Annotated in this window: 24 protein-coding genes and 1 riboswitch; of the genes, 16 read left to right on the forward strand and 8 right to left on the reverse strand. The window is 46.2% G+C overall.

Features of this window, described 5'->3' with window-relative positions:
• Positions 1 to 25 precede the first annotated feature (25 nt).
• From AC1XTG_RS19435 to rlmB, 3 genes are all read left to right on the forward strand, one after another.
• Positions 26 to 916 carry an SDR family oxidoreductase gene (locus tag AC1XTG_RS19435; protein ID WP_484843086.1) on the forward strand — a complete coding sequence of 297 codons (891 nt, stop codon included), beginning with the start codon at positions 26 to 28 and terminating at the stop codon, positions 914 to 916.
• A 71-nt stretch (positions 917 to 987) separates the two neighbouring features.
• Positions 988 to 2,274, forward strand: a complete 1,287-nt coding sequence (locus tag AC1XTG_RS19440; protein ID WP_484843087.1) for a GWxTD domain-containing protein — start codon at positions 988 to 990, stop codon at positions 2,272 to 2,274.
• Positions 2,250 to 3,026 (forward strand): 23S rRNA (guanosine(2251)-2'-O)-methyltransferase RlmB, encoded by a 777-nt coding sequence (rlmB, locus tag AC1XTG_RS19445; protein ID WP_484843088.1) that lies wholly within the window; start codon positions 2,250 to 2,252, stop codon positions 3,024 to 3,026. The genes AC1XTG_RS19440 and rlmB overlap by 25 nt, the downstream gene beginning before the upstream one ends.
• A 159-nt stretch (positions 3,027 to 3,185) precedes the next feature.
• On the opposite strand, the gene mnmA is transcribed toward rlmB, so the two are convergent.
• Both mnmA and AC1XTG_RS19455 read right to left on the reverse strand, forming a co-directional pair.
• Positions 3,186 to 4,289, reverse strand: a complete 1,104-nt coding sequence (gene mnmA / locus AC1XTG_RS19450) for a tRNA 2-thiouridine(34) synthase MnmA (protein ID WP_484843089.1) — start codon at positions 4,287 to 4,289, stop codon at positions 3,186 to 3,188.
• A 143-nt stretch (positions 4,290 to 4,432) separates the two neighbouring features.
• Positions 4,433 to 5,476: a hypothetical protein gene (locus AC1XTG_RS19455; protein ID WP_056285414.1), complete on the reverse strand. Its 1,044-nt coding sequence runs from the start codon at positions 5,474 to 5,476 to the stop codon at positions 4,433 to 4,435.
• Between the two features lie 72 nt (positions 5,477 to 5,548).
• On the opposite strand from AC1XTG_RS19455, the gene AC1XTG_RS19460 reads away from it, so the two are divergent.
• The 5 genes from AC1XTG_RS19460 to AC1XTG_RS19480 all read left to right on the forward strand — a co-directional run bounded on the left by AC1XTG_RS19460 (position 5,549) and on the right by AC1XTG_RS19480 (position 10,559).
• Positions 5,549 to 6,151: a molybdenum cofactor guanylyltransferase gene (locus tag AC1XTG_RS19460; protein WP_484843090.1), complete on the forward strand. Its 603-nt coding sequence runs from the start codon at positions 5,549 to 5,551 to the stop codon at positions 6,149 to 6,151.
• Positions 6,144 to 6,983 (forward strand): formate dehydrogenase accessory sulfurtransferase FdhD, encoded by an 840-nt coding sequence (gene fdhD, locus AC1XTG_RS19465; RefSeq protein WP_484843091.1) that lies wholly within the window; start codon positions 6,144 to 6,146, stop codon positions 6,981 to 6,983. The genes AC1XTG_RS19460 and fdhD overlap by 8 nt, the downstream gene beginning before the upstream one ends.
• Positions 6,980 to 7,348: a DUF7009 family protein gene (locus tag AC1XTG_RS19470; protein WP_056285422.1), complete on the forward strand. Its 369-nt coding sequence runs from the start codon at positions 6,980 to 6,982 to the stop codon at positions 7,346 to 7,348. Before fdhD ends, AC1XTG_RS19470 begins: the two co-directional genes overlap by 4 nt.
• A gap of 2 nt (positions 7,349 to 7,350) precedes the next feature.
• The gene (locus AC1XTG_RS19475; protein ID WP_484843092.1) at positions 7,351 to 9,675 is read left to right on the forward strand and encodes an FdhF/YdeP family oxidoreductase; all 2,325 of its coding nucleotides are present in this window, start codon (positions 7,351 to 7,353) and stop codon (positions 9,673 to 9,675) included.
• A 113-nt stretch (positions 9,676 to 9,788) separates the two neighbouring features.
• Entirely contained in the window at positions 9,789 to 10,559 is a 771-nt protein-coding gene (locus tag AC1XTG_RS19480) for a glycerophosphodiester phosphodiesterase (RefSeq protein ID WP_056285428.1), read from the forward strand.
• A gap of 21 nt (positions 10,560 to 10,580) precedes the next feature.
• On the opposite strand, the gene AC1XTG_RS19485 is transcribed toward AC1XTG_RS19480, so the two are convergent.
• Positions 10,581 to 11,630 (reverse strand): homoserine O-acetyltransferase family protein, encoded by a 1,050-nt coding sequence (locus tag AC1XTG_RS19485; RefSeq protein WP_056285431.1) that lies wholly within the window; start codon positions 11,628 to 11,630, stop codon positions 10,581 to 10,583.
• Between the two features lie 156 nt (positions 11,631 to 11,786).
• Positions 11,787 to 11,894: riboswitch (SAM riboswitch) on the reverse strand.
• 232 nt (positions 11,895 to 12,126) lie between these two features.
• Here AC1XTG_RS19485 and treA point away from each other — a divergent pair.
• Positions 12,127 to 13,677, forward strand: a complete 1,551-nt coding sequence (gene treA, locus AC1XTG_RS19490; protein WP_056285436.1) for an alpha,alpha-trehalase TreA — start codon at positions 12,127 to 12,129, stop codon at positions 13,675 to 13,677.
• Between the two features lie 122 nt (positions 13,678 to 13,799).
• Positions 13,800 to 14,591: a PhzF family phenazine biosynthesis protein gene (locus tag AC1XTG_RS19495; protein WP_056285441.1), complete on the forward strand. Its 792-nt coding sequence runs from the start codon at positions 13,800 to 13,802 to the stop codon at positions 14,589 to 14,591.
• Here the strand turns inward: AC1XTG_RS19495 and AC1XTG_RS19500 are convergent.
• Positions 14,588 to 15,472 (reverse strand): DMT family transporter, encoded by an 885-nt coding sequence (locus AC1XTG_RS19500; protein ID WP_056285446.1) that lies wholly within the window; start codon positions 15,470 to 15,472, stop codon positions 14,588 to 14,590. The two genes, AC1XTG_RS19495 and AC1XTG_RS19500, sit on opposite strands and share 4 nt — an antisense overlap.
• A 73-nt stretch (positions 15,473 to 15,545) precedes the next feature.
• Between AC1XTG_RS19500 and AC1XTG_RS19505 the strand changes: the two genes are divergently transcribed.
• The gene (locus AC1XTG_RS19505) at positions 15,546 to 16,934 is read left to right on the forward strand and encodes an OmpA family protein (RefSeq protein WP_056285451.1); all 1,389 of its coding nucleotides are present in this window, start codon (positions 15,546 to 15,548) and stop codon (positions 16,932 to 16,934) included.
• Positions 16,935 to 17,493: 559 nt separating this feature from the next.
• Here AC1XTG_RS19505 and pth read toward each other — a convergent pair.
• Positions 17,494 to 18,054 (reverse strand): aminoacyl-tRNA hydrolase, encoded by a 561-nt coding sequence (gene pth / locus AC1XTG_RS19510; RefSeq protein ID WP_056285456.1) that lies wholly within the window; start codon positions 18,052 to 18,054, stop codon positions 17,494 to 17,496.
• 66 nt (positions 18,055 to 18,120) lie between these two features.
• Between pth and pyrR the strand changes: the two genes are divergently transcribed.
• Positions 18,121 to 18,660 carry a bifunctional pyr operon transcriptional regulator/uracil phosphoribosyltransferase PyrR gene (gene pyrR / locus AC1XTG_RS19515; protein WP_056286515.1) on the forward strand — a complete coding sequence of 180 codons (540 nt, stop codon included), beginning with the start codon at positions 18,121 to 18,123 and terminating at the stop codon, positions 18,658 to 18,660.
• Positions 18,661 to 18,665: 5 nt separating this feature from the next.
• Here pyrR and AC1XTG_RS19520 read toward each other — a convergent pair whose 3' ends face one another.
• The gene (locus AC1XTG_RS19520; protein ID WP_229238631.1) at positions 18,666 to 20,249 is read right to left on the reverse strand and encodes a hypothetical protein; all 1,584 of its coding nucleotides are present in this window, start codon (positions 20,247 to 20,249) and stop codon (positions 18,666 to 18,668) included.
• A gap of 128 nt (positions 20,250 to 20,377) precedes the next feature.
• Between AC1XTG_RS19520 and argS the strand changes: the two genes are divergently transcribed.
• The 4 genes from argS (at position 20,378) to AC1XTG_RS19540 (ending at position 24,177) form a co-directional block, all read left to right on the forward strand.
• The gene (gene argS, locus AC1XTG_RS19525) at positions 20,378 to 22,156 is read left to right on the forward strand and encodes an arginine--tRNA ligase (protein WP_056285459.1); all 1,779 of its coding nucleotides are present in this window, start codon (positions 20,378 to 20,380) and stop codon (positions 22,154 to 22,156) included.
• An 82-nt stretch (positions 22,157 to 22,238) separates the two neighbouring features.
• On the forward strand, positions 22,239 to 22,796 hold the full coding sequence (locus AC1XTG_RS19530; RefSeq protein ID WP_484843093.1) for a glutathione peroxidase: 558 nt from the start codon (positions 22,239 to 22,241) through the stop codon (positions 22,794 to 22,796).
• A gap of 77 nt (positions 22,797 to 22,873) precedes the next feature.
• The gene (locus AC1XTG_RS19535) at positions 22,874 to 23,257 is read left to right on the forward strand and encodes a DUF5618 family protein (RefSeq protein WP_056285465.1); all 384 of its coding nucleotides are present in this window, start codon (positions 22,874 to 22,876) and stop codon (positions 23,255 to 23,257) included.
• Between the two features lie 26 nt (positions 23,258 to 23,283).
• Entirely contained in the window at positions 23,284 to 24,177 is an 894-nt protein-coding gene (locus AC1XTG_RS19540) for a 1,4-dihydroxy-2-naphthoate polyprenyltransferase (RefSeq protein ID WP_056285468.1), read from the forward strand.
• Between the two features lies 1 nt (position 24,178).
• Here AC1XTG_RS19540 and AC1XTG_RS19545 read toward each other — a convergent pair whose 3' ends face one another.
• Together AC1XTG_RS19545 and AC1XTG_RS19550 are read right to left on the reverse strand one after the other, a co-directional pair.
• Entirely contained in the window at positions 24,179 to 25,957 is a 1,779-nt protein-coding gene (locus AC1XTG_RS19545; protein ID WP_484843094.1) for an SGNH/GDSL hydrolase family protein, read from the reverse strand.
• Positions 25,958 to 26,027: 70 nt separating this feature from the next.
• Entirely contained in the window at positions 26,028 to 26,477 is a 450-nt protein-coding gene (locus tag AC1XTG_RS19550) for a DUF4920 domain-containing protein (RefSeq protein ID WP_484843095.1), read from the reverse strand.
• Between the last annotated feature and the right edge of the window lie 45 nt (positions 26,478 to 26,522).

Consider the following 26,522-nt stretch of genomic DNA (forward strand, 5'->3'; position numbering starts at 1 on the left):
GTTTTTATTCTAAATCCCCAATTTAATGTCAAACACCGAAGGAATGCTCCGGGAAGACTCGCTGGCTAACAAGACGATCATTGTGACTGGCGGAGGAACGGGTTTGGGCAAATCCATGTCAGCCTACTTTCTCAAACTAGGCGCTAATATTGTGATTTGCAGCAGGAAAGAAGATGTTCTGACAAAAGCGGTTGAAGAACTCAAACAGAGCGCCGGAGAAAACATCATTTCGGTACAGTGCGATGTCCGCAAGCCAGATCAAATCGAGCAGGTAATCGCGACAGCCATTGAAAAGTTTGGCCAGGTGGACGGCCTTGTGAACAATTCGGCAGGCAACTTCATCAGTCCAACCGAGCGGCTTTCGTACAAAGCGGTGGATGTAGTGGTAGATATCGTGCTTCGGGGCTCCTACTATTTTACATTGGCACTGGGCAAATACTGGATTGAAAAAGGAATAAAAGGAACAGTTCTCAACATATCCACCACTTACGCCTGGACAGGCTCGGGCTGGGTGGTACCTTCCGCGATGGCCAAAGCGGGAGTATTGGCCATGACCAAATCACTCGCGTTTGAATGGGCATGCCATGGTATCCGGCTGAATGCCATTGCGCCCGGACCATTCCCTACCAAAGGTGCCTGGGACCGTCTTTTTCCAGAAGAACTTTCAGAGAAATTTGCTTTTGAAAACAGGATACCGCTAAAAAGGGTCGGCGATCACCAGGAGCTGGCCAACCTGGCGGCTTACCTGATGTCTGATTTTTCAGCGTATATGACAGGTGAGGTGATCACGCTGGACGGAGGCGAAGTTCTTTCTGCCGGGCAATTTAACTTTTTGGATGAAGTGACTAGCGATCAATGGGATACGATCGAAAACCAGATCAAAAACGCCAACCGGAACAGCAAGGCCGGTGAATGAAAATTTTCTTACCGTTTTATTGGGTAATTTTGGCGGTTCCTTCGTTATTTGACAAAGGTTGAAGAAAACACATGAGAACAAGTTTAAGCGTTTTGGCTCATATATTGACGGTGGCTGCACTAGCAGGCTGCGCGTCTTCCAATAAGACTTCCAAGCCACTACCCGAGGCCCAGGTAAGATCTACCCAGCAAGCAGCGCCCAGTGTAAGCGAGGAGCCTTCGCTCGTCGCGATCCAGAGCAAGTACATTCTCAAAGACACCACACAAGCCAAAGTCTACCTTTACGTAGATGCTTACAAAGGCAAGAACCCGATTTCTCCCGCGGATTTTATCAGAACATACAACCTGAACTACGTTATCTATTCTGATTACGGAACGAGGGAGCGGCTGGGTTACGGGAATGTGAAAATGGATTCGTCCAATGTGACCAGCACCGGCAATAAAATCATTATATCCTACGATCTGAAAAGCCCCGACAGAGAATACGGAGTCCTGCTAAGTGAAATAAGCCAGGTGGGAACTTTGAAAAAAGTACTCAATGACCTGACGATTAGATTTAAGAAGCTCGATGTAAATCAGACTTATGGAGTTTATACCTCCAACAGTACGCTGCCGTTACAGCGGCATTATATCAGCAGTAACGAATCATTTGTTGTTAAAAAGTTAACCGGAGAAGAGCAGCCGCTGCACGTATATTACTACAATCACGACTTTGAACCGGCCGGCTCCCCGATGAACATTGCTTCCAAAGGAGTTGCCAAGTCGCTTGAAGTTGACAGTACGTTTACGATACAGGCAAACCAGACTTTGAAATTCGAAAAAGAAGGTTTGTACAACATTTTCGCTGATACCACGCAATCAGAAGGATTAGGCATTCTGGTGGTGAATGAGCGCTATCCAAAAGTGACGCAACCTCAGCTTCTGCTCGGCCCATTGCTTTATATGAGCACCAATAATGAGATTAACGAGATCAAGAAGGCAGAAGATTATAAGAAAGCGCTTGATAGGTATTGGCTGACGCTCATGAACGGAAATGCGCCGCTTGCGCAGCAATCAATCCGCTCATTTTACAGCCGCGTGGAAGAAGCCAACCAGCTGTTTACAACATATAAGGAAGGATGGAAAACCGACAAAGGGATGATTTACATCGTACTCGGCCCGCCTGACAAAGTTCAGAGAAGCAAAGACCGTGAAGTTTGGAGTTACGACCAGCGCGGTAATGCACAGAACGTGAATTTTACATTTAACAGAAAAAACAATCAATTCGTGGATGATCATTATGAACTGGTTCGGTATGCCGAATACCAGCCCATTTGGTATCCAGTTGTAGAAGCATGGAGAAACGGCAGTATACGGTAAGAAAACCCGCCCCAAAACAGTCCCAGTCCGATATGGTATTCGGGACACAGTCAGTAATTGAAACGCTCCGCTCGGGAAAAGAGATAGAGCGTTTATTCCTTCAGAGAGAATTAGGTTTTTCAGAAATAGAGAAGCTGGCCAAAGAAAAGGGAGTACCTTTTCAGCGGGTTCCCATTGAGAAACTGAATAGAATTACCCGCAAAAATCACCAGGGAGCAATCGCATTTGTCTCCCAGATTCAATACATGCCGCTGCACAATGTGCTGACACAGGTGTATGAAGATGGAAAAACACCTTTGCTCCTGCTTTTGGATCGCATTACTGATGTAAGAAATTTCGGTGCAATCGCAAGAACAGCGGAATGTGCCGGCGTACAGGCGATCATCGTCCCCACAAAAGGCGGCGCGCAGATCAATGCAGATGCGATGAAAACCTCCTCCGGTGCATTGAACTTCCTTCCGGTTTGTCGGGAGCCCAACCTGTACGAAACGCTTTTGTACCTTAGAAACAGCGGCCTTCAAATTATTGCCTGTACGGAAAAAACAGATAAATCACTTTACGAAATCGACTTTGCAGTTCCGACGGTGATTATAATGGGATCGGAAGAAGATGGTATTTCAAAGGAATTTATCCAGCTTGCAGATAGCGGCGCCAGGATTCCATTAACAGGCCAGGTTGAATCTTTGAATGTTTCTGTGGCTAGTTCGATTGTGTTGTATGAGGCAGTGAGGCAGCGACTTACAAAGGTTTAAGACTTTATAAATCTACAAGTTTGTCACCCTGAGCGGAGTCGAAGGGAGGAGCGATAACGCATTCCCTTCGACCACCCGGCGGCCCGGTGCGCTCAAGGTGACAAACTTGTAAGATCCGACTTGCAATACTGCAGGGTTATTTAGCAACGTGCCGAGCTACTACTGGCGGAAACTCTTCAAAATCCAACCTCCTCCGACAACATCGTCACCTTCATAAAAGACTGCTGCTTGACCGGGGGCGATGCCATTTACGCCGTCGTGGAAGCGGGCTACTATTTTGTCGGGGTCGATCTGCTCTATTAATGCGGGGGTGCCGTCGTGTTTGTATCTCACCTTTGTCACTGTTTCCAAAGGCTTTTCAATGGAAGCATATTTTTGAAGGTTCAATTTGCCCACGTACATTCCATCGCGGAACAAGTCAGGTAAATCTCCCAATACAACTTCGTTAGTATCTTTCCTGATCTCGGTAACAAATGCAGGTTTCCCAAGCGCTATGCCCAAACCTTTCCGCTGCCCAACTGTATAAAATGGATAACCTTCGTGCTTTCCGACAATGGTGCCATCTTCAAAAACGAAATTGCCGCCGGCCACTTCTGCTTCCAGCCCCGGAATCCTTCTTTTCAGGAAGCCGCGGTAATCATTATCAGGCACAAAGCAGATCTCGTAGCTTTCAGACTTGTTTACGAGATCGATAAAACCGCGTTCTTTCGCCATTTCACGGATCTCGGTTTTATGCAGATAGCCAAGAGGCAGTTTGGTACGGGCCAGGCTTTCCTGAGATACGCCCCAAAGCACATAACTCTGATCCTTCCAGCTATCTATGCCTTTTGACACATAATACCGGCCGTCATTGAATTGCATATTCGCATAATGCCCGGTCGCAATGAATTCGCAATCGAGCCTGTCAGCGCGGCGGAGTAACGCATCCCATTTAATGTGTGTATTGCATAAAACACAGGGATTTGGCGTGCGGCCTTCCAGGTATTCTCCTGTAAAATGATCAATTACATAGTCGCCGAACTCAGCGCGGATATCGAGAATATAATGGGGAAAGCCAAGCTCAACGGCAATATTCCGGGCGTCGTTGATAGAATCAAGTGAGCAGCAGCCGGTTTCTTTTTTGGTCCCGCCACTGCTGGCGTAGTCCCAGGTTTTCATGGTCATTCCAATGACCTCATAACCTTGTTCGTGTAACATAACAGCTGCGAGAGAGCTGTCGATGCCGCCACTCATGGCGACAAGAATTCTGCCGTGTTTGCTCATGGTAGTAATCTGCCGAAGGTTGAACGCCTTCCGATTGGTGATATAAATATGAAACCGCTGAACAGACTAATGCTGTGCAGCGGTTCCGCAAAGGTAGTGAATTGTTTAGAGCGGCAGGCTGCCAAACCGACACATTTGAATAATTACGAGATAACCTGTCTAATAATATTCTTGATATTCAGCTCAATAATCTCCGTCATACTTTCACAATGCCGGTAATGCGCATCTTTAAAATGCGTGAAAAGTCCATCTCTCAGCTGGTGGATATTGTCCGCAGTTGAAATTTTATCTTTGATCGAAACATCCCGCAGCTCGCGCAGGCGGTGACGCTCGCTCCTTGCCTGGTACATAATAGACGATTGCTCTTCCTGCTGGTACTGCAGTACCGTTTTATCCGTCAGGTACTCCATTGCAAGCTCCACATAAGGCAGGTTTTCCTTGAAAAATTGCGGCATATACACTTTCAGGTTGCCTTCGTAAAACTGCTGATCAAAGTCGATCGCGCGCAAACGGAACTGGAAATCGTCGAAATCAGGCGTGATTTGCATTACAAAATTGTACGACCGCATATCTCCGAGCAATGTGATCATGCAGCGCTCATTGAACTTCACAAATTCTTTCGCAATGCGGATCGGATTATAATCGGTATGCCGCAGACGGGTTTTGGCAAATTCGTCACCTGGTATTCCGGCAATGTGCTCTTCGACCAGCGAGTCGCCGTCTACGAGGTAATTAACCTGGTTGGGCGAGAATATTTCTTCCAGTTCCAAACCATAAATCCGCGATGCGTCGGCTTTTTTGACGTAGAAATAATCGTAAATATCATTGAGCCTGTTGACAATCTTGATCCTGAACGGATTGGAATTTCCGAATTTACAATAATCAATGCGGTCAATGTACTTGTGCTCCACAATACGCAGGTTACCCGACGCTTTGAGCATTGCATACGCTTTTTTGAGACCACTGTGCAGCCGGTCGATTTCATGCGGCGGGTAAAGCGGACTCTCCCACAACGTATCCTTCCCGTTCTTGTCCATTACCGGAAAGGATTCATAAAAATTGAGCAAATCATGGTAACTTACCGGAAGACGGGCATCCCGCTGATAGAAACGCAGGTACTTCCGCAGTTCAGGACTCACCGGGTAGATCGGCTTCTTTTTTAATATTTTAACATCACCCTTTTCCATAAAAGGAAGTTACGCATAATTAGCTGATAGTATCAAGCGACGTTTTTAGCAAAAAATGACAGATTTAGAAAAATGAATCGCACGGACCTGATCGGAATTGTGGTTTGCGGAGGAGAAAGTTCACGAATGGGAAAGGATAAAAGCATGCTTATTTATCACCAGAAACCCCAGTGTGAGCATGTGGGCGATCTTCTTGACAACTACTGCGAAAAGGTAATGATATCGTGCAATAACCGACAACTGGCGCAACTGAAAACACAATACGATAAGCTGCCTGACTTGCCCGAATATGCCAACACCGGTCCGATTGCTGCATTAATGACGGCATACCATACCTTCCCACACAAAGATTTCGTCTTCATCGGCTGCGACTATCCATTGCTTTCAGCGGAGGATATCTCCTCTTTTTTGAGTTCAATCAGGGAAAACACCATTGCTGCCGCATTTTATAATACGGAAGGAAAGTTTGAGCCGCTGCTTGCGTGGTATTCGTGCAAGCTAGGTGAGATCGCGGATCACCATTATCGAATGAATGATCTTTCATTGCAATCGCTGCTGCGAAAAGTCAATGCACAAAAGTTTTTCCCAGAATCCGGAAATGCGATGAAGAGCGTAGATACTGTGAAAGATTTTGAAGAGATGCAAGCTTTTATAAACCGCACTAACAATGGTTAAAACACCACCTGCTTCCGTAATGCGCCGGCAAATCAGGCGGGTAACCAGCTACGGAACAGATCATAATGAAGATTTCCTGGCGGTTGAAGAGCCGCTCGAAATCCGTGTCGCATTCCGACAAAATAGAGATGCAAGCTGGCAAAATATCTCGGTTACCATGCGTACGCCAGGAAATGATCACGAGCTGGCGGCAGGTTTTCTTTTTACAGAAGGTATTATCCAGGATCTTCATCAGATCAAAAAAGTAGAAAATTCGGTTTTCGAAGAAAATCTGGTCCTGGTAACGCTGGCTGATTCCTGCGTGCCGAACCTGCACAATGCGGAGCGGAATTTCTATACTACGTCGAGCTGCGGTGTGTGCGGAAAGGCGAGTATCGAGGCTGTCAAAACAGTTTCCCGATATGTTTTGGAGAATACACTGCTGGTAACGCGCGAGGTGCTTTTCGGACTTGCCGGCAAGATCTCGGGCAGTCAGCGCGTTTTTGAAGAAACAGGAGGATTGCACGCGGCAGCTCTTTTTGATAGAAACGGGAACCTGCTGCACTTGCGCGAAGATGTGGGGCGGCATAATGCATTGGACAAGCTGATTGGTGCTGCATTGTTATCCGACCAGCTTCCCCTCGCAGGTAACATGCTTTTGCTTAGCGGAAGAGCGAGTTTTGAGTTAATTCAAAAAGCATTGATGGCGGGAATCGAAATGGTTGTTTCCATTGGCGCGCCTTCAAGCCTGGCAGTGCAGCTGGCTGAGGATAACAATATCACACTGGCAGGTTTTTTAAAACAAGATAGGTTTAATGTTTACACCGGCTTCCACCGGATTTCAGGTCTATGAAAATTCGAATCCAACAAAATAAAGTAAGGTACCGACTGTCCAAAAGCGATGTAGCACAACTGGCCGCTGAGGGTTACCTGGAAGAAAAAACAACTTTCCCGCAGGGTCAGCTGACTTATGCATTGCAAAGCCTGCCCGATACGGATTCACTTTCCGCTTCTTTTGAAAACCAGCAGATTACCATTTATATCCCCGAAAGTTTCGCCAAAACGTGGCCCGACAACAATGTAGTCGGAACAGATTTCCATATGCCTTTGAATGCAGGCGATTCATTGTATATCCTTGTGGAAAAGGATTTTAAATGTCTCGACAATGATGCAGAAGATCAGTCGGACAACTACGAAAATCCAAATCAAACCTGCTGACCATGGAAGACCAGCCCACATCCATTCCCGGCTCCGAAAACCCGGACCAACTGACCGGACTGAAAAAAGGTCCGATTATGAAAGTTGCCGCCGGAATTCCAGCCGTGGTTTCCAGTTTTGAAAAAACAGTACAGGAAGCTGGCGTGAACCGCGGTATGAAGGCGCTTTTTAATCTCAATAAAAAAGGCGGCTTTGATTGTCCAAGCTGTGCCTGGCCCGATCCTGATGACGAACGCTCGGGAATAGCCGAGTACTGTGAGAATGGAGCAAGAGCAGTAGCGGAGGAGGCTACGCTCAAAAAGCTGACGCCTGAATTCTTTACCCAACACTCCGTTATTGAACTCGGAAAGCTTTCTGATCACGAGATCGGCAGCAAAGGCCGCATTGCCCAACCGATGCATTTACCCGCCGGAGGCACCCATTACCAGCCAATTACCTGGAATGCAGCTTTCACAAAAATCGGAATGGAGCTCAATCGGCTTTCCTCGCCGGATGAAGCCATCTTCTATACTTCCGGGCGCACCAGCAATGAGGCTGCATTTCTCTACCAGCTGTTCGTCCGCGAATTTGGCACGAATAACCTGCCCGATTGCAGCAATATGTGCCACGAAAGCAGCGGGGTCGCGCTCACTGAATCGTTAGGTATCGGGAAAGGATCCGTGAAGCTGGACGATCTGCATCAGGCAGAGGTAATCATAATTTTAGGCCAAAATCCGGGCACAAACCATCCCCGCATGCTGACTGCGCTGCAAAAAGCAAAAGCAAACGGCGCCAAGATTATTTCAATTAATCCATTACCTGAAACCGGCTTAATGGGTTTCAATAACCCGCAGAAAGTAACCGGCGTTTTGGGCATCAATCCGACACTTACCGATCTTTTCCTGCAGATCAGGATCAATGGCGACCATGCTTTACTGCAAGCTATTGAGTTACTGTTGTGGAAAGAGGAAAGGAGAATTCCGGGCAGCGTTTTTGACCAGGATTTCATTCGTGAAAATACAGAAGGTTACGAGCAGTTCACCGCACATCTGGACACGCTGAACGTGGAGGAGCTGGCGGCAATATGCGGCATTGAGCTGGCGCAGATCGAAGAGACAGCCCGATTACTCGCTTCAAAAAGCAAGATTATTGTTTGCTGGGCAATGGGTTTGACGCAGCATAAAAATGCGGTAGATACCATTAAGGAAGTAGTCAATTTGCTCCTGCTGAAAGGAAGTATCGGCAAGCCCGGCGCTGGTACCTGTCCCGTGCGCGGGCATAGCAATGTACAGGGCGACCGTACTGTGGGGATTTTTGAAAAACCTTCTGAAAGTCTGCTGAATGCAATTGAACGTAACTTCCGGTTCAGCCCACCCCGGAAACACGGTTTTGACGTGGTGGAATCCATTAAGGCGATGCACGAAGGCCGCGCAAAAGTGTTTTTTGCAATGGGCGGCAACTTTCTTTCGGCTACTCCGGACACACAATATACCGCACAGGCTTTAAGCAATTGCAAATTAACTGTCCACGTTTCAACCAAACTGAACAGGAGCCACCTTGTGCACGGCGAAGAAGCACTGATCCTGCCTTGCCTCGGAAGAAGCGATGCGGACTTGCGGGAAGGTGAAAGCCGGTTTATTTCGTGTGAAAATTCAATGGGTGTGGTTCAGATGTCAAAGGGCATTCTGCCGCCGATATCCGATATGTTACTTAGTGAACCGGAAATTATAGTTCGGCTGGCCAAGGCTACTCTGGGTAAAAAGAGCCAGATCAACTGGGACCGTTACATTGCAGATTATGATGTGATCCGCGCGGATATCGAACGTACCATACCCGGTTTTGAAAACTACAATGAGCTTGTGCGCCAACCCGGCGGATTTTACCTGCCAAACTGCAACCGCGAAGGAAAATTTGATACAGACACACAAAAGGCGCAATTCAATGTCGCTCCGGTGATCGAAAACAAACTGGAAAAAGGTGAGCTGATGATGATGACGATCCGGAGTCACGACCAGTTTAACACGACAGTCTACGGCCTGAACGATCGCTACCGGGGTATCTTCAACGAACGAAGGGTTGTTCTGATGAACCGCCGTGATATCTCAGCGCGGCATTTGGAAAACGGTAGTCTTGTGGATTTGTACAACCGGTTTGACGGTGTGGAAAGGGTTGCAAGAAAGTTTGTTGTGGTAGAATACCGGATCCCGGAAGGCTGTGCGGCCACCTATTTCCCTGAGACCAATGTACTGGTGCCGATTGGCAGTGTAGCGGAGAAAAGTAACACACCAACTTCCAAGATGGTAGCGATAACGGTTGTGAAACATACGAATGTTGGCACGCAATCTTAACATTCGCCTAATACAGCTGCGACTTACAAGCCGTAATTTTCGCAATTCTTAGCAGTAGTACCTGGTTCAGGGCTACTTGTATTTCCAGTTAGTTCAGTTTAATTTTTTACAAAATGAAGAAAGTATTTGCTATGCTTGCGGCAGGTTTTTTGAGCTTGACTGCATTTGAAGGAATGTCACAAAACAAGAACAAGGTGATCGCTCACCGCGGCGCATGGAAGCATACCGGCGCTACTGAAAACTCAATTGGTGCATTGGAGCACGCGATCAAGCTCGGCTGCTATGGAAGCGAGTTTGATGTGCATATGTCAGCCGACTCCGTGCTTTTTGTATTGCACGATCACTCCATTAAAGGTACCCATGTTGAAAAAACCAATGCGAGCGAATTGTCGCAGATCAAGCTGGAAAACGGCGAGTCGCTACCCACACTGGAAGCTTACCTGAAGGCTGGCGCGAAACAGAAGAAAACGAGGCTGATCCTGGAAATCAAAACCTCTTCAATGGGCAAGGAAAGATCACTTGCGTTGACTGCCAAATGCGTAGAAATGGTGAAAAAGCTGAAAGTCGAGAAGATCACCGACTACATCGCCTTTGATTTTGATGTATGTAAAAAAGTGAAGGAACTCGCACCAAAAGCGCACGTGGAATACTTAAACGGAGATAAAACGCCGGATGAAATCGCCGCAGCCGGACTGGACGGAATCGACTACCATTACAATGTTTATAAGAAAAACGAGGATTACATTCCTGCGATGAAAGCGAAGAAGCTGACTACGAATGTATGGACTGTAAACGACGAATCTGCATTGAAATGGTTCCTGGAAAAAGATGTGGATTACATTACTACCAACGAACCTGAATTGCTGCTCAGCATTTCAAAATAACACAATACGACTTGGAAATGGCTAGATCTTAGCCATTTCCAACTGTCCGTTTGTCTCCTGCCACGCCCTGATTACCTGCGTAAGCTGCTTGTACTCAATCAGGAAACCATCGTGACCATAAAGCGAATCTATCTCCTGGAAAACTGCGTCAGGAATATGGCGGGCCAAAAATTGCTGCTCTGAAAGCGGGAATAACAGATCGGACTTAATTCCGAGCACGAGCGTTTTGGCTTTCACCAGACCCAGCGCGTGCACAATCCCGCCGCGGTTACGGCCTACATTATGCGAGTCCATGATTTTGGACAAAACCCAATAGGAATATGCATTAAAACGCTTCACAAACTTATCTCCCTGGTACTGCTGATAGGAAGAAGCCCGGAAATCGTCGATCTGGTCGGGGTTATCTCTTGCCTGGGTAAAGTTGTAAGTGTCATAATTGCGGTAAGACAGCAATGCGATTGACCTGGCTGCCCGCATTCCCATAGCGCCTGCTTCGGGATGATCGTCTTTAAAAGTAGGATCTGCCTCAATCGCCATTCTCTGGGATTCGTTAAAGGCAATTCCCCAGGGCGAATGCAATGCATTGGAAGCAATCAGTACCAGCTCTTCAAACAAATCGGGAACTTCAACCGCCCATTCAAGCGCCTGCTGTCCGCCCAGCGATCCGCCGATACAGATCTTGATTTTCCTGATACCCAACTCCTGTCGCAACAGGTCCATGGCACCAACGACGTCGCGGACGGTAATCACAGGAAAATCCCGGTAGTAAGGTTTCTGTGTTTTGGGATTTACCGAAAGAGGCCCGGTGGAACCATATGCGGAGCCCAGCACATTCACACAAACTATGAAATCCTTTGAGGGGTTGAAATATTTATCATCGCCTACAAGCCCGTCCCACCATTCGGCTGCATTGGAGCTGCCGGTAAGTGCGTGGCAGATCCAGATAATATTGTTCTGTTCCGGGTTGATTGTTCCGTAGGTAGTGTATGATAGCTCAAAACCGGCCAGTTCGCCGCCCATTTCCAGGGAATAAGGATAGGGATGTTTGAATATTTTTTGTTCCGACTGCATAGGTGCGCAAGCACAGTTAAGTACAAAATAGTAAGGTCACCTTTTTTGACAAAAAACATAGTGACTAATACATCTGAAAAATTCCTTTCAGTTGCAGGTGCGAGAATAAAGCCATTCGGCTTACGGAAATTTCTAACTGTAAGAACACGCGAATTGATTTTATATCTCCTAATAAATTAGGTGGGAATTAGCACCTTTCTCCACATTGGTAGCAGGTTGCCAGAGGTTCATTGAGCCCATTCTCTCGCCTCTTCTTTATAAATCAACCGCTTTGGTGGAGCAATTGACTTGATGGTACAATATTAAGCCGGGACGCGGGAAAATGCAAACAAACTACCAAATTCTATTGGCCTCGGCAAGCTGGTTTTATGGGCCGGAAGGAACAAAAGCACAGGTCAGCTCGTTGAATTTTTATAGCAAATAGAAGTGCATTGGAGCTCAAAAATGATGTTATTGGGCCAGTGTTAGCGTATTAACCCTTTAAAATCAGTTTGTTTTGTACGGTTTTATTGCACCTGCTTTTACTTACGGACAGTCCCATGTTTCACCGGAGGATCTTTACGGTACCCTCTTCAAAGACGTACAGAATAGTCACATTTTCCCGGACTCAAAAACCTTCGCAGATGCGATCCCGCTTGAAGATCCGGTGTTGATTATAGAGCGTTATCACCGGGAGAAAATCGCTGCTGATTTTGATATGGCAGGATTTGTGGAAAAGTATTTTCGTCTGCCTGCTCATATCGCATTGACTTTTCAGGCGGATAAAAATGCTTCTGTTTCGGAACATATCAGGAGGCTGTGGCCCGTGCTGACGAGGCAACCGGAGAGCCAGGAACGCGGCGGCTCACTGATCCCACTGCCCTACTCTTATGTGGTTCCGGGCGGCCGGTTCAGGGAGATCTATTACTGGGACAGCTACTTCACATTACTGGGCTTGAAAGAGGCCGGACGAACGGATCTGGTTCAAAGCATGATAGATAATTTTGCTTACCTCATCGACAACTTCGGCTACATTCCCACAGCCAACCGGACCTATTATCTGTCCCGGTCCCAGCCACCGTTCTTTTCATTGATGGTCAGACTTTTCAGTGAAATGGAAGGCAAGAAAGTGTTGAAGCGGTACCTGCCTCAAATGCAGAAAGAGTACGATTACTGGATGGATTCGGGCAGCAGCACCGGCGAACCGTTTACAGCCTACCGCCGTCTGGTATACCTTCCCAACGGAATGAAGCTGAACAGGTACTGGGATGACAAGGCGGCACCGAGACCGGAATCTTACCGCGAAGATGTGGAACTTGCGGCTCATGCAAAGGAAAATCACGGGACCGCGCCCGAAGAGATTTACCGCCACATCCGCGCCGCAGCTGAATCGGGCTGGGATTTCAGCAGCAGGTGGTTTTCAAATGAAAATGACTTTTCAACTATCCACACTACCGACATTATACCGATCGACCTCAACTGTCTGATGTATTACCTGGAACAAACACTTGCCGAAGCTTACCTGCTGAGTGGCAATCTTACGTTGCACCAGGTTTATACCGGAAAAGCCATCGATCGTAAGCTGGCAATCCAGCTGTATTCCTGGGATACCGAGAAGAATTTTTATATGGACTACGATTTTAAAAAACAAAGTTTCACAAAAGCCGTTACGCTGGCCGGAACATTTCCACTATTTTTCAAACTCGCGCCCAAGCAGAATTCACATTATGTAAGAGCTTACATCAGGCTCAACTTTCTGAAATCAGGCGGGTTGCTGACTACCACATTGAACTCAGGACAGCAGTGGGATGCGCCAAATGGCTGGGCTCCATTGCAGTGGATTGCCTATAAAGGTTTAAGGAATTACAACTTTCACCGGACTGCCAATGAACTGTCTGCCGAGTGGCTTGGTCTGATCGAAAAGGAGTTTAAACATTCAGGAAAAATGCTTGAAAAATACAATGTGTCCAACACCAATTTGATTGCAGGCGGCGGTGAATATGAAGTTCAGGAAGGTTTCGGCTGGACAAACGGAGTATATTTGAGAATGAAAAACAAGAAAAGATAGACGCGGTTCAGGCATAAAATAATTTATATCATTCCAATAAATTATATTGAAAATTTAGCCTGAGACCTTCTTTCAATAGCATATTTTTTTAATACCTTGTATTACTAACACGACCAACCCCGATGAGACTCCCTATATATCAGATTGATGCTTTTACCGATAAACTTTTTGGAGGTAACCCTGCCGCAGTTGTTCCATTAGAGCAATGGCTGCCGGACGAAACCATGCTTAATATAGCAGCAGAAAACAATCTTGCTGAAACTGCATTCTACATTCCTACTGAAAATGGCTTTCATATCCGCTGGTTTACGCCTTCGGTAGAAGTTGATCTTTGCGGGCATGCGACACTGGCTACTGCCTATGTGATTTTTAATATTCAGAATTACGAGGGTTATACGATATCATTTCAGTCACGAAGCGGCGAGCTGCGCGTGGATTGCAAAGAAGACTGGCTAACACTTAATTTTCCGGCAGATCAATACCATGTGGCAGTACCGCCTCCGGCATTGGCAGAAAGTCTGAACACGACGCATCTGCTGGAAGTTTATAAAGGAAAAACAGATTACATGGTCGTTGTCGAGTCAGAAGATATCGTGCGCAATCTGGATTTTGACATCATTATTCTTTCTACTATTCCTGCAAGAGGCATTATCGTGACCGCGCCGGGTGAAGATGTGGATTTTGTGTCAAGGTTCTTTGCACCTCAGTCTGGTATTGACGAAGATCCGGTCACTGGCTCGGCGCATACCACCCTTATCCCTTACTGGGCTGAGAAGCTTGAAAAGAACAAGCTGGTCGCCAAGCAGCTTTCCAAGAGAGGTGGCTATCTTAAATGCGAGCTCGACGGCGACCGTGTTTACATTGGCGGCCAGGCGAAATTGTACCTCAAAGGAGAAATTCTGGTCGACGATTAAGCCGCCCGCTTTCCTGAAAGTTTTGTTCGTTGTCCCGCATACAATCCGCCAATTACAAGGATTGTTCCGGCTATGGTATAGCCTGTAATCGGCTCGGACATCAACCACCAGGCGAAGAAGAAACCGAACAAGGGACAGAGAAACAGCCACAATGAAGCCTTGACGGTATCAATGCGCAAGAGGTAGAACCAGCAGATCAACCCTGCGATTGATACCGCCAGGCTCAACCATAAAACGGAGCCCCAGAAAACTTTGTCATAAACAGTTGCTGACAGATCGCTGAGCAGAAATGTTGCGGGCAATAACAATATGCCGCCAATGAAAACCTGCCAGCCGTTGATCAGCAAGTTGGGCAGCTCCCAATTGACAGATGCGTAGTAAACACTGGCTGCGGATACTGCTACCATGCTGATCAGCAGCAGCGTTATTCCTCCGACAGTCGTGTAGCTGTCTGCCAGCAAAGGATAGGTAGCAATGCCGATCCCCGCCATTCCCAGCACAATCCCGAGCCACTCTTCCTTCTGCGGCTTGCGCTTTAACCACCACGATGATAGCAAAACGATAATCAGCGGATTGGTGGACACTGCCAGGCTACCTATGCCGGCAGCGGTATATTTCATTGCGCACACGTAGAGGCCCAGGTATAACGTTGTATTCAAAAAACCAAAGACGGCCAATTGCTTCCATTCTTTTTTATTCGGCATGCGGTAGGTTGAACCTTTGCCAAATGCATAAGAAAATGAAAGGAGCAAAATGCCCGCAATAAAGAAGCGCACGTTTGCCAACACCAAAGGAGGAGCAGATTGCACCCCGAATTTGGTTGCAACTGAGGCTGAGGACCACAAAATGGAAAAAAGAAGACCAATACCTATATTTTTCACACACGAAACAGATTATGGATCAAAAATACAGGATGCATTTCGGCTTCCGCCGGCACTTTTCATATTTTTGAGCATGATTACTCGAAAAAATGTACTGCTTTTCGCATTTCTTCTGACAAGCTGGTGCACTCCTGCATTTTCCCAAAATCAATGGACGTACGACTTTAACAATGGGCTGAATCCGATTGAAAGCGGCGGACCTGCATTGAAAGTACTTGGGCAACCAGGGCAGTACATCAAAGAAAAGATCCCCGGCTCCGATTACCTCAACCGCACGATCTATCAATTTGAAAACAACAGCGGATTACAGTTTAACAATACGGAAGCGAAGGGATTTCTGAGCAAATCGTTTACTGTCGAGATATATTTCAAAATGACGGAGCTCGACAGCTGGAAGCGGGTTCTCGATTTTAAAAACCGCAAAAGCGATTACGGAAGTTACATCTATGACGGGAAACTGAATTTCTACGATTACGCGATCGGTGAGAAAGCTCCGGTGAGAGCCAATCAGTATGTGCATTATGTGTACTCGCGTGACTTCGATACCAAGACTATCAAGATGTACATCAATGGTCAGTCGAAGCTGGAATTCAAAGATCCCGGAAGTGAGGGAATGCTGGACCAGGACCAGGTACTTAACTTTTTTCAGGATGACCTGGTTGCCAACCACGAAGCCAGTTCAGGCTCCATTGCATTGATCCGTGTTTATGATCGTGTGATGACGCCTGTTTTTGTAAGGAGAAGCTACCAGACGATCAGCAAAACCTTCAAAGAGCCAGTTGCAAAGGAGGAAGAAACTGCTCCTCAGCCGGAGGAAAAGGTGGCAGAAAAACCAGGGCGGAACAAAAACCTTTCGCTGGTTACGGGGAAAGTTTACGACGGCCGCAACCTCAAACCTGTACATGATGCGGAGGTAATGGTAAGAAAGTCGGACAACGATTCTCTGGTTGCGCAGACTAAAACGGTAGAAGGAGTTTATAATTTTGAACTGACTCCGTACGAGTCTTACCGGATTTCGGCACGTGCAGACGGGTTTCAAAGCAAGAGTGTAGCCGTCAAAACCACCAATAGGTATGAGGAAATCAAGTCGCTGATCAGTCTGGCACCGGAAACCTACACCACTCCATTAACAACACTGTACTTCAACCAGGGAACGGAAGAAATAGACGGGCAGTCACTGACTGACCTGGATTCCATTGCCGGCTACTTTCAAAAACATCCTGGCTTAAAGATCCTTTTGAAAGGCCATACGGACAATACCGGGAATTTTGAGAAGAACCTTGAACTATCCAATAAGCGGGTAGAAACGGTAAAAACGCATTTGATCGGAAAAGGAATTCCGGCAGACCGCATAGAAGGAAACGGTTACGGCTCGGCACAGCCGAAGCGGGTGAACAGGTCGGAGACAGACAAGCGCTCGAACCGTCGGGTAGACATTTGGGCGGAGCCTGTAAAAAGATAAAGCCATCTCATTGAGATGGCTTTATACTGACTATTCCTAAACCCTTAACCTTTTCTTTTCTTTTATATCTTAAACCGTTTGCAGTTAATAAAAGATCCTGCGAGCGGGTTGCATATCTAAAGTAATGTCGCTGTTAATGCTACTCCCTTTTTTGATGATTAATCACTTTTACGGCTTTTAATGGTAAAAAGATCAATCCTGGTTTTTAACAACGCGCTGACTTCCTCCGTATCATCTCATTTTATAGCTGCCTGACACTGAGGAGGGCATATTCTTGTTTTATTTATACAAATATAAAACAATTTCGATTAGCATCATGGTTTAATTCAATTTTAACCTCCGCCAACCGTGATACAAATATCAGCGTTAATTTTGAAATTACAAAGTTGTTGATTTTACGGCAACAAAATTTTATTGGGAATTAAATATCAATTTTAACCTCCTTTTTGCAACTTTATCTTTTTTTCGAGAGGTAGTATTTTATATTATTTCGAATAAATAGAAAAAAACCAAATATTCTATAATCTTGAAATAATTATATTTTCTTAAAAATGTACAATCATTGGTTATAATTGTTCATTGCCGATTGTATTCCCAAAGTACAAAAAGTAGTAACCATGTCGCCAGCCTTGTCCAGGAATATCGGTAATTCGATCATTTCCTCTGGGGAAAAAGCCTTTAACACATAATCTACTTGCCTGCCGCGAGGAAAATTGTTACCTATCCCAAAGCGCAACCGGGGATATTCCGACGAGCCGAGCAATTCTTCGATGTTTCTCAAACCATTGTGCCCGCCGTGACTTCCCTTGGGCTTGATACGCAATGTACCGAACGGAAGTTGCAGCTCGTCAACAATCACCAGCGTGTTTTCGGCAGAGACTTTGAACTGGTCCATATAGTACCGCAAAGCCTTTCCGCTCAGGTTCATATATGTTGTGGGCTTGATAAAATAGATCTGCCTACCCTTGTATTTCCATTCTGCTACAAACGCCAGCTTCTCAAAGCTGAACTTAAAATCGTGCTGCGCAGCCAGCCTGTCCAGTACCATAAATCCGACATTATGCCGGGTAAAAGCATATTCCGGACCGATATTTCCCAATCCGGCAATAAGGTATTTCATTTGTCAAAAGTTTTTGATTTCGTAATAGAGCACTTAATTTAGGCTAAAATTCAGGGAAAATACATGATGCCCCAAAAACGATTGATACTAAGTAGCCCTTTGCTGGAAATCATGATCAGCCGGTTGTGCCAGCAGTTGATTGAAAACCACCAGGATTTTTCCAATTCGGTGGTAATGGGGCTGCAGCCGCGCGGGATCTACTTTGCCGAGCGCATTGTTGCCGAGCTGCGCGAAAGAACAGGGAAGAATATTCCATTGGGTTACCTGGATGCTACATTCTACCGGGACGATTTCAGAAGAAGAGAGTCGCCACTGGTACCAAATAAAACCAATGTGCCGTTTTTGATCGAGGGCAAAAAAGTGATCCTGATTGACGATGTTCTTGCCAGCGGCAGAATGGTACGTGCTGCACTGGACGCAATGACTGCATTTGGCCGGCCAAAAGTGGTTGAGCTAATGGTATTGATTGATCGCCGCTATAATCGCGAGCTGCCTCTTGGTCCAGACTATGCGGGAATGAAAGTAAGTACAGTTGAGAGCCAGCGTGTTCAAGTTGAATGGAAAGAACAAGGTTTTGAACAGGACCACATCTGGCTGGTAGACTAGATAAGTCAGCGTGGGCGTGAAGCTTCTTTCAAGCCCACTTTTCCGATCTCTTCTGTATTGTAAGTCAGCTTGTTGACATAAAAAACCTCCCTGCCCTGCCCTATCGTTGAAGTACCGATTCGCTGCATTCCGTAGGCAAGGAAATACTGGCCGTACCAAGGCGACAGGTAGCCGTCTTCATTATTGAGCACTTTCTCTTTCTCCGATTTCGGGTTAATCTTGAATTTTTCAGTTTCCACCACCACTTTGTCCCGGTTGATCACCTCGGTGTGAATTTCACCTTCCTGTGGATAAGCGAGCACAAAATAATCGTCAACGGGCGTTACCTGCACCATTTCCTGCAGATCGAAGCTGGTAAGATCTTTAATGGTGATCGTGTTGTCCCACATAAACTTTCCATTCCTGTCGAACCCGCAAACTATTGCGTGCGTGTACCGATAGCCTTCCAGCGAGCGGGAAATGTAAGGACGGGTAATGCCACCGGAGATAATCGGATTAGATGAACGTTGATTGGGATAGTAAACTTCGGCAACCAGCACGATTTCTTCGGGTGTCTGGATCAGCTCGTGAACCAGCAGGCGGTACCGAAAACGGTTTTCCTTGCCTAGACTCTTTCTTTTACCAATTTTTTCCAAAACGCGCTGCCTACGTTTCGGTTTCATGTAATTGAAGAAATTTTGCAGATCAGAAAATTCAATAAACTGCGCTTCTTTGGGCGTATCATCCTCAATGTGCGTAACATACAAACCCTGAGAGTATTGGGTACAGCCCACTGAATAGTTTCCAATCAGGTAAGAATCGTCAGAATTAAGTGGCACAATTTGTCCTGAAATGAAGCTGTATCTTGGGTCGCTTAATGTTGTTTTCTTTAAAAACTTCCCGTCATAATTGTAAGTTTTGATCTCGAAAACACAGTTTTTCTTCCGGTAAGCGTAGGTAATTACATTGATATAGCCGTCGATCTCATTGATATCTACATTGTTCAGCTCAGTATTTTTCTCGAAGAGCCCGGGTAAGACCCGGGTGGTATGGTCGAAAAAGGAATGGACGATCACCACGGGCCGGGAGCGATAGTAGCCGGAAACCAACGCTTTGCTGCCGATAACTTTGAACTGCTGCACATCCACACCAGACAACAGGTTTCCTTTGAACGTATCAATGGACCCATCGTTGAAGTTAAGTTGCAAGAAGAGGAACTTGTCGGTATCCGGTTCTGCGAAAAGCCAGTATCCCGACTCTTCTCCCTTGTACGCCATGACAGGGATATACCGGAAATCAAGCTTGTAAGCAGTCCGCCAGAGTACTTTCAGCGTTGTATCGTACTTTACAAAATTCCATTTCTCATTGCGACTGCTCGAATATTCATCCCCACGGATTACGGAGAGAATACCTTTTTCACCCAGACTAAATACTTCAAATTGCTCCGAGGTAGAAGAACTGGTCGGGATCTCCAACCGATCAGACTGGTGGAGCTGCGCCCACGCGCCGGTGAATGGAGCCAGAAGAATAAGCAGCAGTATATTTGTCCGGAAAAAACGAAGCAGGTAATTGGACATAACTTCTTCCTGGTGGGGTGTAACTCTCTTCAATATTTACCCTAATTTTGCATCAAAAAAGATAACATCACTATTAATATAAGAAATATTTTCATTCAAATAAAAACGACAGGAAATGCGTCCCGGCATTCAGGAGCACACTTCCGCTTACACCATTTTTCATGACAATTGAAGCTATATTAAAAGACGATATCCAAAAAGCGATCCAAAAGCATTTCGATATTGATGTTGAGGAAGTCATTTTGCAACCAACAAAAAAAGAATTTGAGGGCTTTTATACATTCGTAACCTTCCCGCTTACCAAAACAACCCGCAAAGCGCCTGCCGAGATCGGACAAATCATCGGCGCATCGCTTGTTGAAGCCTCTTCTGTGGTACAGAGCTTCAATGTAGTTCAGGGGTTTCTTAATATCAGCTTAAAGGATCAAACCTGGCTCGACCTGCTTGAAAAGATGAAAAGCGATCCTGACTATGGCACTTCGCCTTCGAACGGCGCGTCGGTTATGGTCGAATTTTCTTCCCCGAATACCAATAAACCCCTGCACCTGGGGCATTTAAGAAACAACTTCCTGGGCGATTCCTTGTCGAGGATACTGAAAGCGAGTGGTTACGATATCGTCAAAACGTGCCTTGTAAACGACCGTGGAATTCACATTTGCAAGTCAATGCTAGCTTACCGTGAGCTTGGAAACGGGGAAACGCCGGAATCCAGCGGGATCAAAGGCGACCATTTGGCTGGTAAATACTACGTAAAGTTTGACCAGGAATATAAAAAGCAGATCCAGGAGCTGGTTGGGCAGGGAATGAAGGAAGAGGAAGCTGCTAAAAAGGCGCCCTGGATGCTGGAAGCCCAGCGGATATTGCTGTTGTGGGAACAAGGCGACGCAGATACTGTTGCGCTCTGGCAGAAAATGAACAGCTGGGTTTATGCAGGTTTTGGAGAAACCTATAAAAAGATTGGCGTAACATTTGATAAAACATACTACGAATCAGATACTTACCTTCTAGGAAAAGATATTATCGAAGAGGGGCTGCAAAAAGGAGTTTTTTACCGCAAAGACGACAATTCTGTTTGGATTAACCTGGCAGACGAAGGTCTGGACGAGAAACTGGTACTCCGTGGCGATGGTACCTCTGTCTATATCACACAGGATCTAGGAACAACCGAGCTAAAAAACAGCGATTTTCATAACGACCGCTATCTGTGGGTAGTTGGCAACGAGCAGGATTACCATTTCAAAGTTCTTTTTGCGATTTTGAAAAAGCTGGGAAGAACCTATTCGGAAGGTTGCTACCACATCAGCTACGGAATGGTCGACCTGCCATCGGGTAAAATGAAATCCCGTGAGGGAACCGTAGTGGATGCAGATGATCTCATTGCAGAGATGATCCAGACAGCCGCCGACCGCACCCAGGAACTGGGAAAGATAGACGATTTTGACAGTGCAGAAGCGAAGCAGCTTTATAACCAGCTGGCAATGGGCGCGCTGAAATACTTTTTACTTAAAGTGGATCCGAAGAAGAGAATGCTCTTTAACCCGGCCGAATCCATTGATTTCCAGGGACACACGGGGCCATTTATTCAATATACTTACGCCCGGATACGCTCCATTATGAGAAAGGCGGAGCAAGCGGGTATTGAAGCGGTTATTCCAAGCCCCGATTACGCAATGCACCAGTCGGAACGCGAGCTGATTTTCGCATTGGCCCAGTTTCCGTCCAAGGTGACGTCAGCAGCAAGCGAGTTTGCCCCGTCGATTATTTCGCTATATGCATTTGAGCTGGCCAAAGTTTATAACCAGTTCTATGCAGAGGTATCCATTTTCTCCGATCCAAATCCGGACGCAGTTCGTTTCAGGGTTGCATTATCGCAGGTTGTTTCGGAAACAATTCAAAAAAGTTTAGGGTTATTGGGAATAGAAGTTCCGGAGCGTATGTAAAGCTGAGTTTCACGCGTTTATTGATAGATTTGTATAAACCATAACCAAAACTAATATGAGCTTTCTTAAATCGATTTTAATTATGAGTACATCTCTGATCGGCGGTTTGTTTGCTGATAAAAGTGAAACCGCATCGCGTCCTGCTACACACGAAGCTGCGAAACAAACACTCTACGATTTCAAGGTAAAATCACTGGTTGGCGGGAAAACAGTGGATTTGAGCAAGTACAAAGGTAAAAAGGTGGTTATACTCAATGTTGCTTCCAAATGCGGCTACACCAAGCAATATGCTGATTGGGAAAAATTCAACAAAGAGCATGGCGACAAAGTGGTTGTACTCGGCTTCCCGGCTAATAATTTCGGCGGACAAGAACCAGGTACGAGCGAAGAAATCGCGACATTCTGCTCCGCTACTTATGGCGTTACTTTCCCGATGTTTGAGAAAGTGTCTGTTTTGGGAGAAGACCAGGCGCCTATTTACAAGTGGCTGAGCACAAAAGAATTGAACGGCTGGAATGACAAAGTACCAACCTGGAATTTCTGCAAGTACGTTATTAATGAAAATGGCGAGCTGACCAACTTCTTCGCTTCAAAAGTATTGCCAACAGATCCTGAGTTTTTGAAATCTGTCGGAATTTAATATTCCAAAATGCGAGCTGCCAGTGTTACATCGGCAGCTCGCATTACCTTCTCCATCAAAATCAAACACACATTAACATGAAAGACATTATCGAAGCCAAACGCTATCTGTCAAATGCAAAAGCGATACTGAGCGAGAAAGCACAAAAAGAGGACGGTTATTATAAAGATAGAAAATATGTAAAGATGGCGGGACACACTGCTTACGCCGGCGTGCTTGTTGCTCTTGACAGCATTTTAGGAGAAAAGAAGAAGAAAACGAGAAAGAGCCTGGAATGGTACCAGAAGGAACTGGCTTCACTCGACAAAAAGATTTTATCTGATTTTATGGCAGTATATGACATTCTCCATCTTTCCATGAGCTACGATGGAATATTGAGAGCTAGTGTTTCAGCAGATGGCCTGTACCTTGCAGAAAAAATCATTAACTGGGCCGAGCAAAAGACAAAAGCCGAGGCTTAGCATTTCCCAACAATTTATTACCTAGAATGAACCCCTGGATTGAGGCCGCCCGGCCAAGAACGTTACCTCTGTCATTATCCTGCATTATCATGGGCTGCTTCCTGGCGGCTTCAACGGGAAATTTCCATTGGTCGGTTGCTGCATTGAGCGTACTTACCACCATTATTTTACAGGTACTTTCCAATTTTGCCAACGATTATGGTGACGCTGTAAATGGAAAAGATACCGATTTACGCGAGGGTCCGCGCCGTGCTGTTCATTCCGGCCACATTACGGCCTCTTTGATGTTGAAAGCGATTATCTGGTTTTCTGCGCTGGCATTGATATCCGGCATTTCCCTGCTGGTAATCGCATTGAACGATGCACCAAAGAGCGCATTCTGGGTATTCTTCGGAGTTGGTGTGGCCTGCATAATTGCAGCGATTACCTACACTGCCGGCAAGCGGCCCTACGGCTACGTGGGACTTGGCGACTTATCCGTGCTGATCTTTTTCGGTTGGGTAGGCGTACTCGGAAGCAGCTACCTGCACACGCATTTATGGGACTGGTCGCTTTTACTTCCTGCAAGCAGCTGCGGCTTATTTGCAGTGGGCGTATTGAATATCAACAACATTCGCGATATCGATTCCGACAGAGCCACAGGCAAGAACTCAATTCCCGTTCGGCTTGGACGTGAAAAAGCAATAGCTTATCACTGGTTTATCCTGGTTACAGGGATGCTCTGCGTGTCGGTTTATACATACCTTCATTTTTCCGGGTTACAAAACCTGCTGTTCCTGCTCAGCTTCCCATTATTTATCAGGAATGGACTGGCAATTTCCACGTTGAAGAAAGCACAGGAACTTGACCCCTACCTCAAACAAATGGCGCTTTCAACCTTGTTTTTTGTAATCCTGTTTGGCATTGGCGTAGTACTGTAAGCTATTTCATGTACTGCTTAATTGCATTCCCTAGCAAGGTATAACCCTTCGCATTCGGGTGCAGGCCGTCGCTGAACAGTGTTTCATCTATTTTTCCGCTGGATGTCAGAAACACCTTTCCGGGATCCATATAACCTACACTTTCCTCACCAGTCAGTTGTGCAAGCTGTTCGTTTAATGCAGCGACACGGGCCTCCTGGTCTCTCCGCGGGTAAATCCCCAGCATCGTAATTTTTGCATCAGGCTGGTGGTATTTCAATGCCTTGATCAGCAGCTTCCAGCCTTCCACGATCTCCGCATCTGTATTCAGGTGAAGGTTATTTGTACCAATGTTCACAAAAATCTGCTTGGCACTGAACCCGGCCAGCTCGCCGTGATATATTCGCCAGAGTACGTTTTCAATGCGGTCCCAGCCGTAGCCCAGGTTACGTGAATCCTTCCCGAAAGTGTCGTTCCACGAAGCATCGCTCACAGCACGCGGACCTTTTGGCAAGCCTCCCCAGAAATGCGTAATGGAATTGCCGATCACAATCATCTCAGGTGCCGATTTCCTGTTTGATTCAAGAATTTCCCTGTGCCTCACTTCCCAGTCATAATTATTGAGCTCGCGAAGTTGGGTGATAGGCTTTGTTGTGGAAGCTTCACCGGTATACTCATGTAAAATGCTGCGCAAGTGCTTCTCATAACCTTCCGCATACCGCATCATACCTAAGTCTGTCTGATGCGTGCCGTCCACGGTTGTTTCGATATCCTGGTTAAAGTCCTTTTTTGGGATCAGATAAAGATTCGCAATTCCTTCTGATTTTAACCTGGCAAACGCGGCTTTCAGGATTACATTCACCTCTTCATAAAAATGCTTGCTTTCCGGATTTATGTCTTCATCGGTATAGCCCGCATGCTCGGCGAGTGCAATGGGAGTTTGCGGATGTTTTTGACGCAGTGATTTAACAGTAGCCAATATCCTGTCACGAACTTCCTCCGCCGTAACGGGCATCTTGGAGTCTGGGCGGATTGTCAGGTTGGGTAAACAGTCTAAAATGAAAATGTGGGCGTCAATCTCATTCACCAGATCCACCACTTCCTTTTCCAGTCGGCCATTACCCGAAAACGCCAGGTTGATCAGCGGCCTGCCCATTTTCCGGCCGACAATGGAAGTCCACGCCATACCCGGCCGCGACGCGCAGGCCCCCTGCGCAATGGAGGTACCATATACAACAATCGGCTTCTCGGGCCGAACAGGCAGCGGAGTAAACACAACACCTTCCGGCACCCCTACTTCCAGCCATTTCACATTATTATAAAGTGGCAGAAACAGCCGGTACTCCCTCCCTTTCTGGTGGTAGTTATCGTTAGGTTCCAGTCCCCTGAAAGTATAGGTAATCGTATCGCCGAATGCATACTTCCCGGCACACCACCTCGACGCACCGTCGCTGCTGACCGCATACAAGTCTACGCCGCTCACGCCTGTAGCCGGCATGTGAGGCAATGCATGTTTACCGCCGACGGTATATCTTATCTTGATCTCGGAAGAGTTCGACCGGAACCTGATCATCAATCCGGCAGATTGGTTTGACAATCCCCAAATTGCTTCCCTCACCTGCTTTTCCGCTTTCGCAGGTAACCTGTCATAAGGATTTTTCAACTCCTTCGCAGGCCAAGCCTGACCTTCAATGACCGGAAAAGACGCGCTCTGCGGATTCCACCAACTGGTTTTTAAATTTTGAGCTTGCAGGGCAAAGCAATAGCAAACGAAAGCAGGGATAAGGAGCTTGATTTTCATAAACACAAAAAATGGGTACTTGTATTGCTACAAAGTACCCACCGGTCATTTTCTTTTCTATATCGGGCAACTATTTCACAAGCACGCCATCGGCAACAAATGTAAGTTCCTGCTTTCCTTCGGTGATTTTTGCAATTTCCTCTTTGCTCTGACCGGCATCTTTCGCATAATGCTGTAAATGCTCAACAGGTACCATCTTCTTCTGAGCTTCTCCTTCGAAAACGACGGTTTTACCAGCAATATCTTTGGGCACGAAAAAACCGTAATCCTTGAACATTACACGCATTGTCTCCCCATTATCCAGCTTCACTTTCATCCAGCAGCCTTTCACCTGACAAACCGACTCAACTGTGCCGCTTACCTTCGCTTCCATCTCCGACTTGTCGCCCATTTTAGCTGGCAATGCACTCGCTTCTATCGCCTTTTTATCATTGATTTCTTTTCCAAAAGTGTTTGCAGATTGCGCGCTGGCTACATAGCTGCTTACTGTCATGCATAGTAGTATGAATAGTTTTTTCATTTTAATTAAATATTAAATGATCAAATAATTACCTGATTTCAAATG

Source organism: Dyadobacter sp. HNCC25DJ183 (assembly GCF_056895175.1).

Bases quoted from the DNA above. Each gene is read 5' to 3' on its own strand.
- AC1XTG_RS19435 (WP_484843086.1), top strand. From the start codon at position 26: ATGTCAAACACCGAAGGAATGCTCCGGGAAGACTCGCTGGCTAACAAG.
- AC1XTG_RS19440 (WP_484843087.1), top strand. From the start codon at position 988: ATGAGAACAAGTTTAAGCGTTTTGGCTCATATATTGACGGTGGCTGCA.
- rlmB (WP_484843088.1), top strand. From the start codon at position 2,250: ATGGAGAAACGGCAGTATACGGTAAGAAAACCCGCCCCAAAACAGTCC.
- mnmA (WP_484843089.1), bottom strand. From the start codon at position 4,289: ATGAGCAAACACGGCAGAATTCTTGTCGCCATGAGTGGCGGCATCGAC.
- AC1XTG_RS19455 (WP_056285414.1), bottom strand. From the start codon at position 5,476: ATGGAAAAGGGTGATGTTAAAATATTAAAAAAGAAGCCGATCTACCCG.
- AC1XTG_RS19460 (WP_484843090.1), top strand. From the start codon at position 5,549: ATGAATCGCACGGACCTGATCGGAATTGTGGTTTGCGGAGGAGAAAGT.
- fdhD (WP_484843091.1), top strand. From the start codon at position 6,144: ATGGTTAAAACACCACCTGCTTCCGTAATGCGCCGGCAAATCAGGCGG.
- AC1XTG_RS19470 (WP_056285422.1), top strand. From the start codon at position 6,980: ATGAAAATTCGAATCCAACAAAATAAAGTAAGGTACCGACTGTCCAAA.
- AC1XTG_RS19475 (WP_484843092.1), top strand. From the start codon at position 7,351: ATGGAAGACCAGCCCACATCCATTCCCGGCTCCGAAAACCCGGACCAA.
- AC1XTG_RS19480 (WP_056285428.1), top strand. From the start codon at position 9,789: ATGAAGAAAGTATTTGCTATGCTTGCGGCAGGTTTTTTGAGCTTGACT.
- AC1XTG_RS19485 (WP_056285431.1), bottom strand. From the start codon at position 11,630: ATGCAGTCGGAACAAAAAATATTCAAACATCCCTATCCTTATTCCCTG.
- AC1XTG_RS19495 (WP_056285441.1), top strand. From the start codon at position 13,800: ATGAGACTCCCTATATATCAGATTGATGCTTTTACCGATAAACTTTTT.
- AC1XTG_RS19505 (WP_056285451.1), top strand. From the start codon at position 15,546: ATGATTACTCGAAAAAATGTACTGCTTTTCGCATTTCTTCTGACAAGC.
- pth (WP_056285456.1), bottom strand. From the start codon at position 18,054: ATGAAATACCTTATTGCCGGATTGGGAAATATCGGTCCGGAATATGCT.
- pyrR (WP_056286515.1), top strand. From the start codon at position 18,121: ATGCCCCAAAAACGATTGATACTAAGTAGCCCTTTGCTGGAAATCATG.
- argS (WP_056285459.1), top strand. From the start codon at position 20,378: ATGACAATTGAAGCTATATTAAAAGACGATATCCAAAAAGCGATCCAA.
- AC1XTG_RS19530 (WP_484843093.1), top strand. From the start codon at position 22,239: ATGAGTACATCTCTGATCGGCGGTTTGTTTGCTGATAAAAGTGAAACC.
- AC1XTG_RS19535 (WP_056285465.1), top strand. From the start codon at position 22,874: ATGAAAGACATTATCGAAGCCAAACGCTATCTGTCAAATGCAAAAGCG.
- AC1XTG_RS19540 (WP_056285468.1), top strand. From the start codon at position 23,284: ATGAACCCCTGGATTGAGGCCGCCCGGCCAAGAACGTTACCTCTGTCA.
- AC1XTG_RS19545 (WP_484843094.1), bottom strand. From the start codon at position 25,957: ATGAAAATCAAGCTCCTTATCCCTGCTTTCGTTTGCTATTGCTTTGCC.
- AC1XTG_RS19550 (WP_484843095.1), bottom strand. From the start codon at position 26,477: ATGAAAAAACTATTCATACTACTATGCATGACAGTAAGCAGCTATGTA.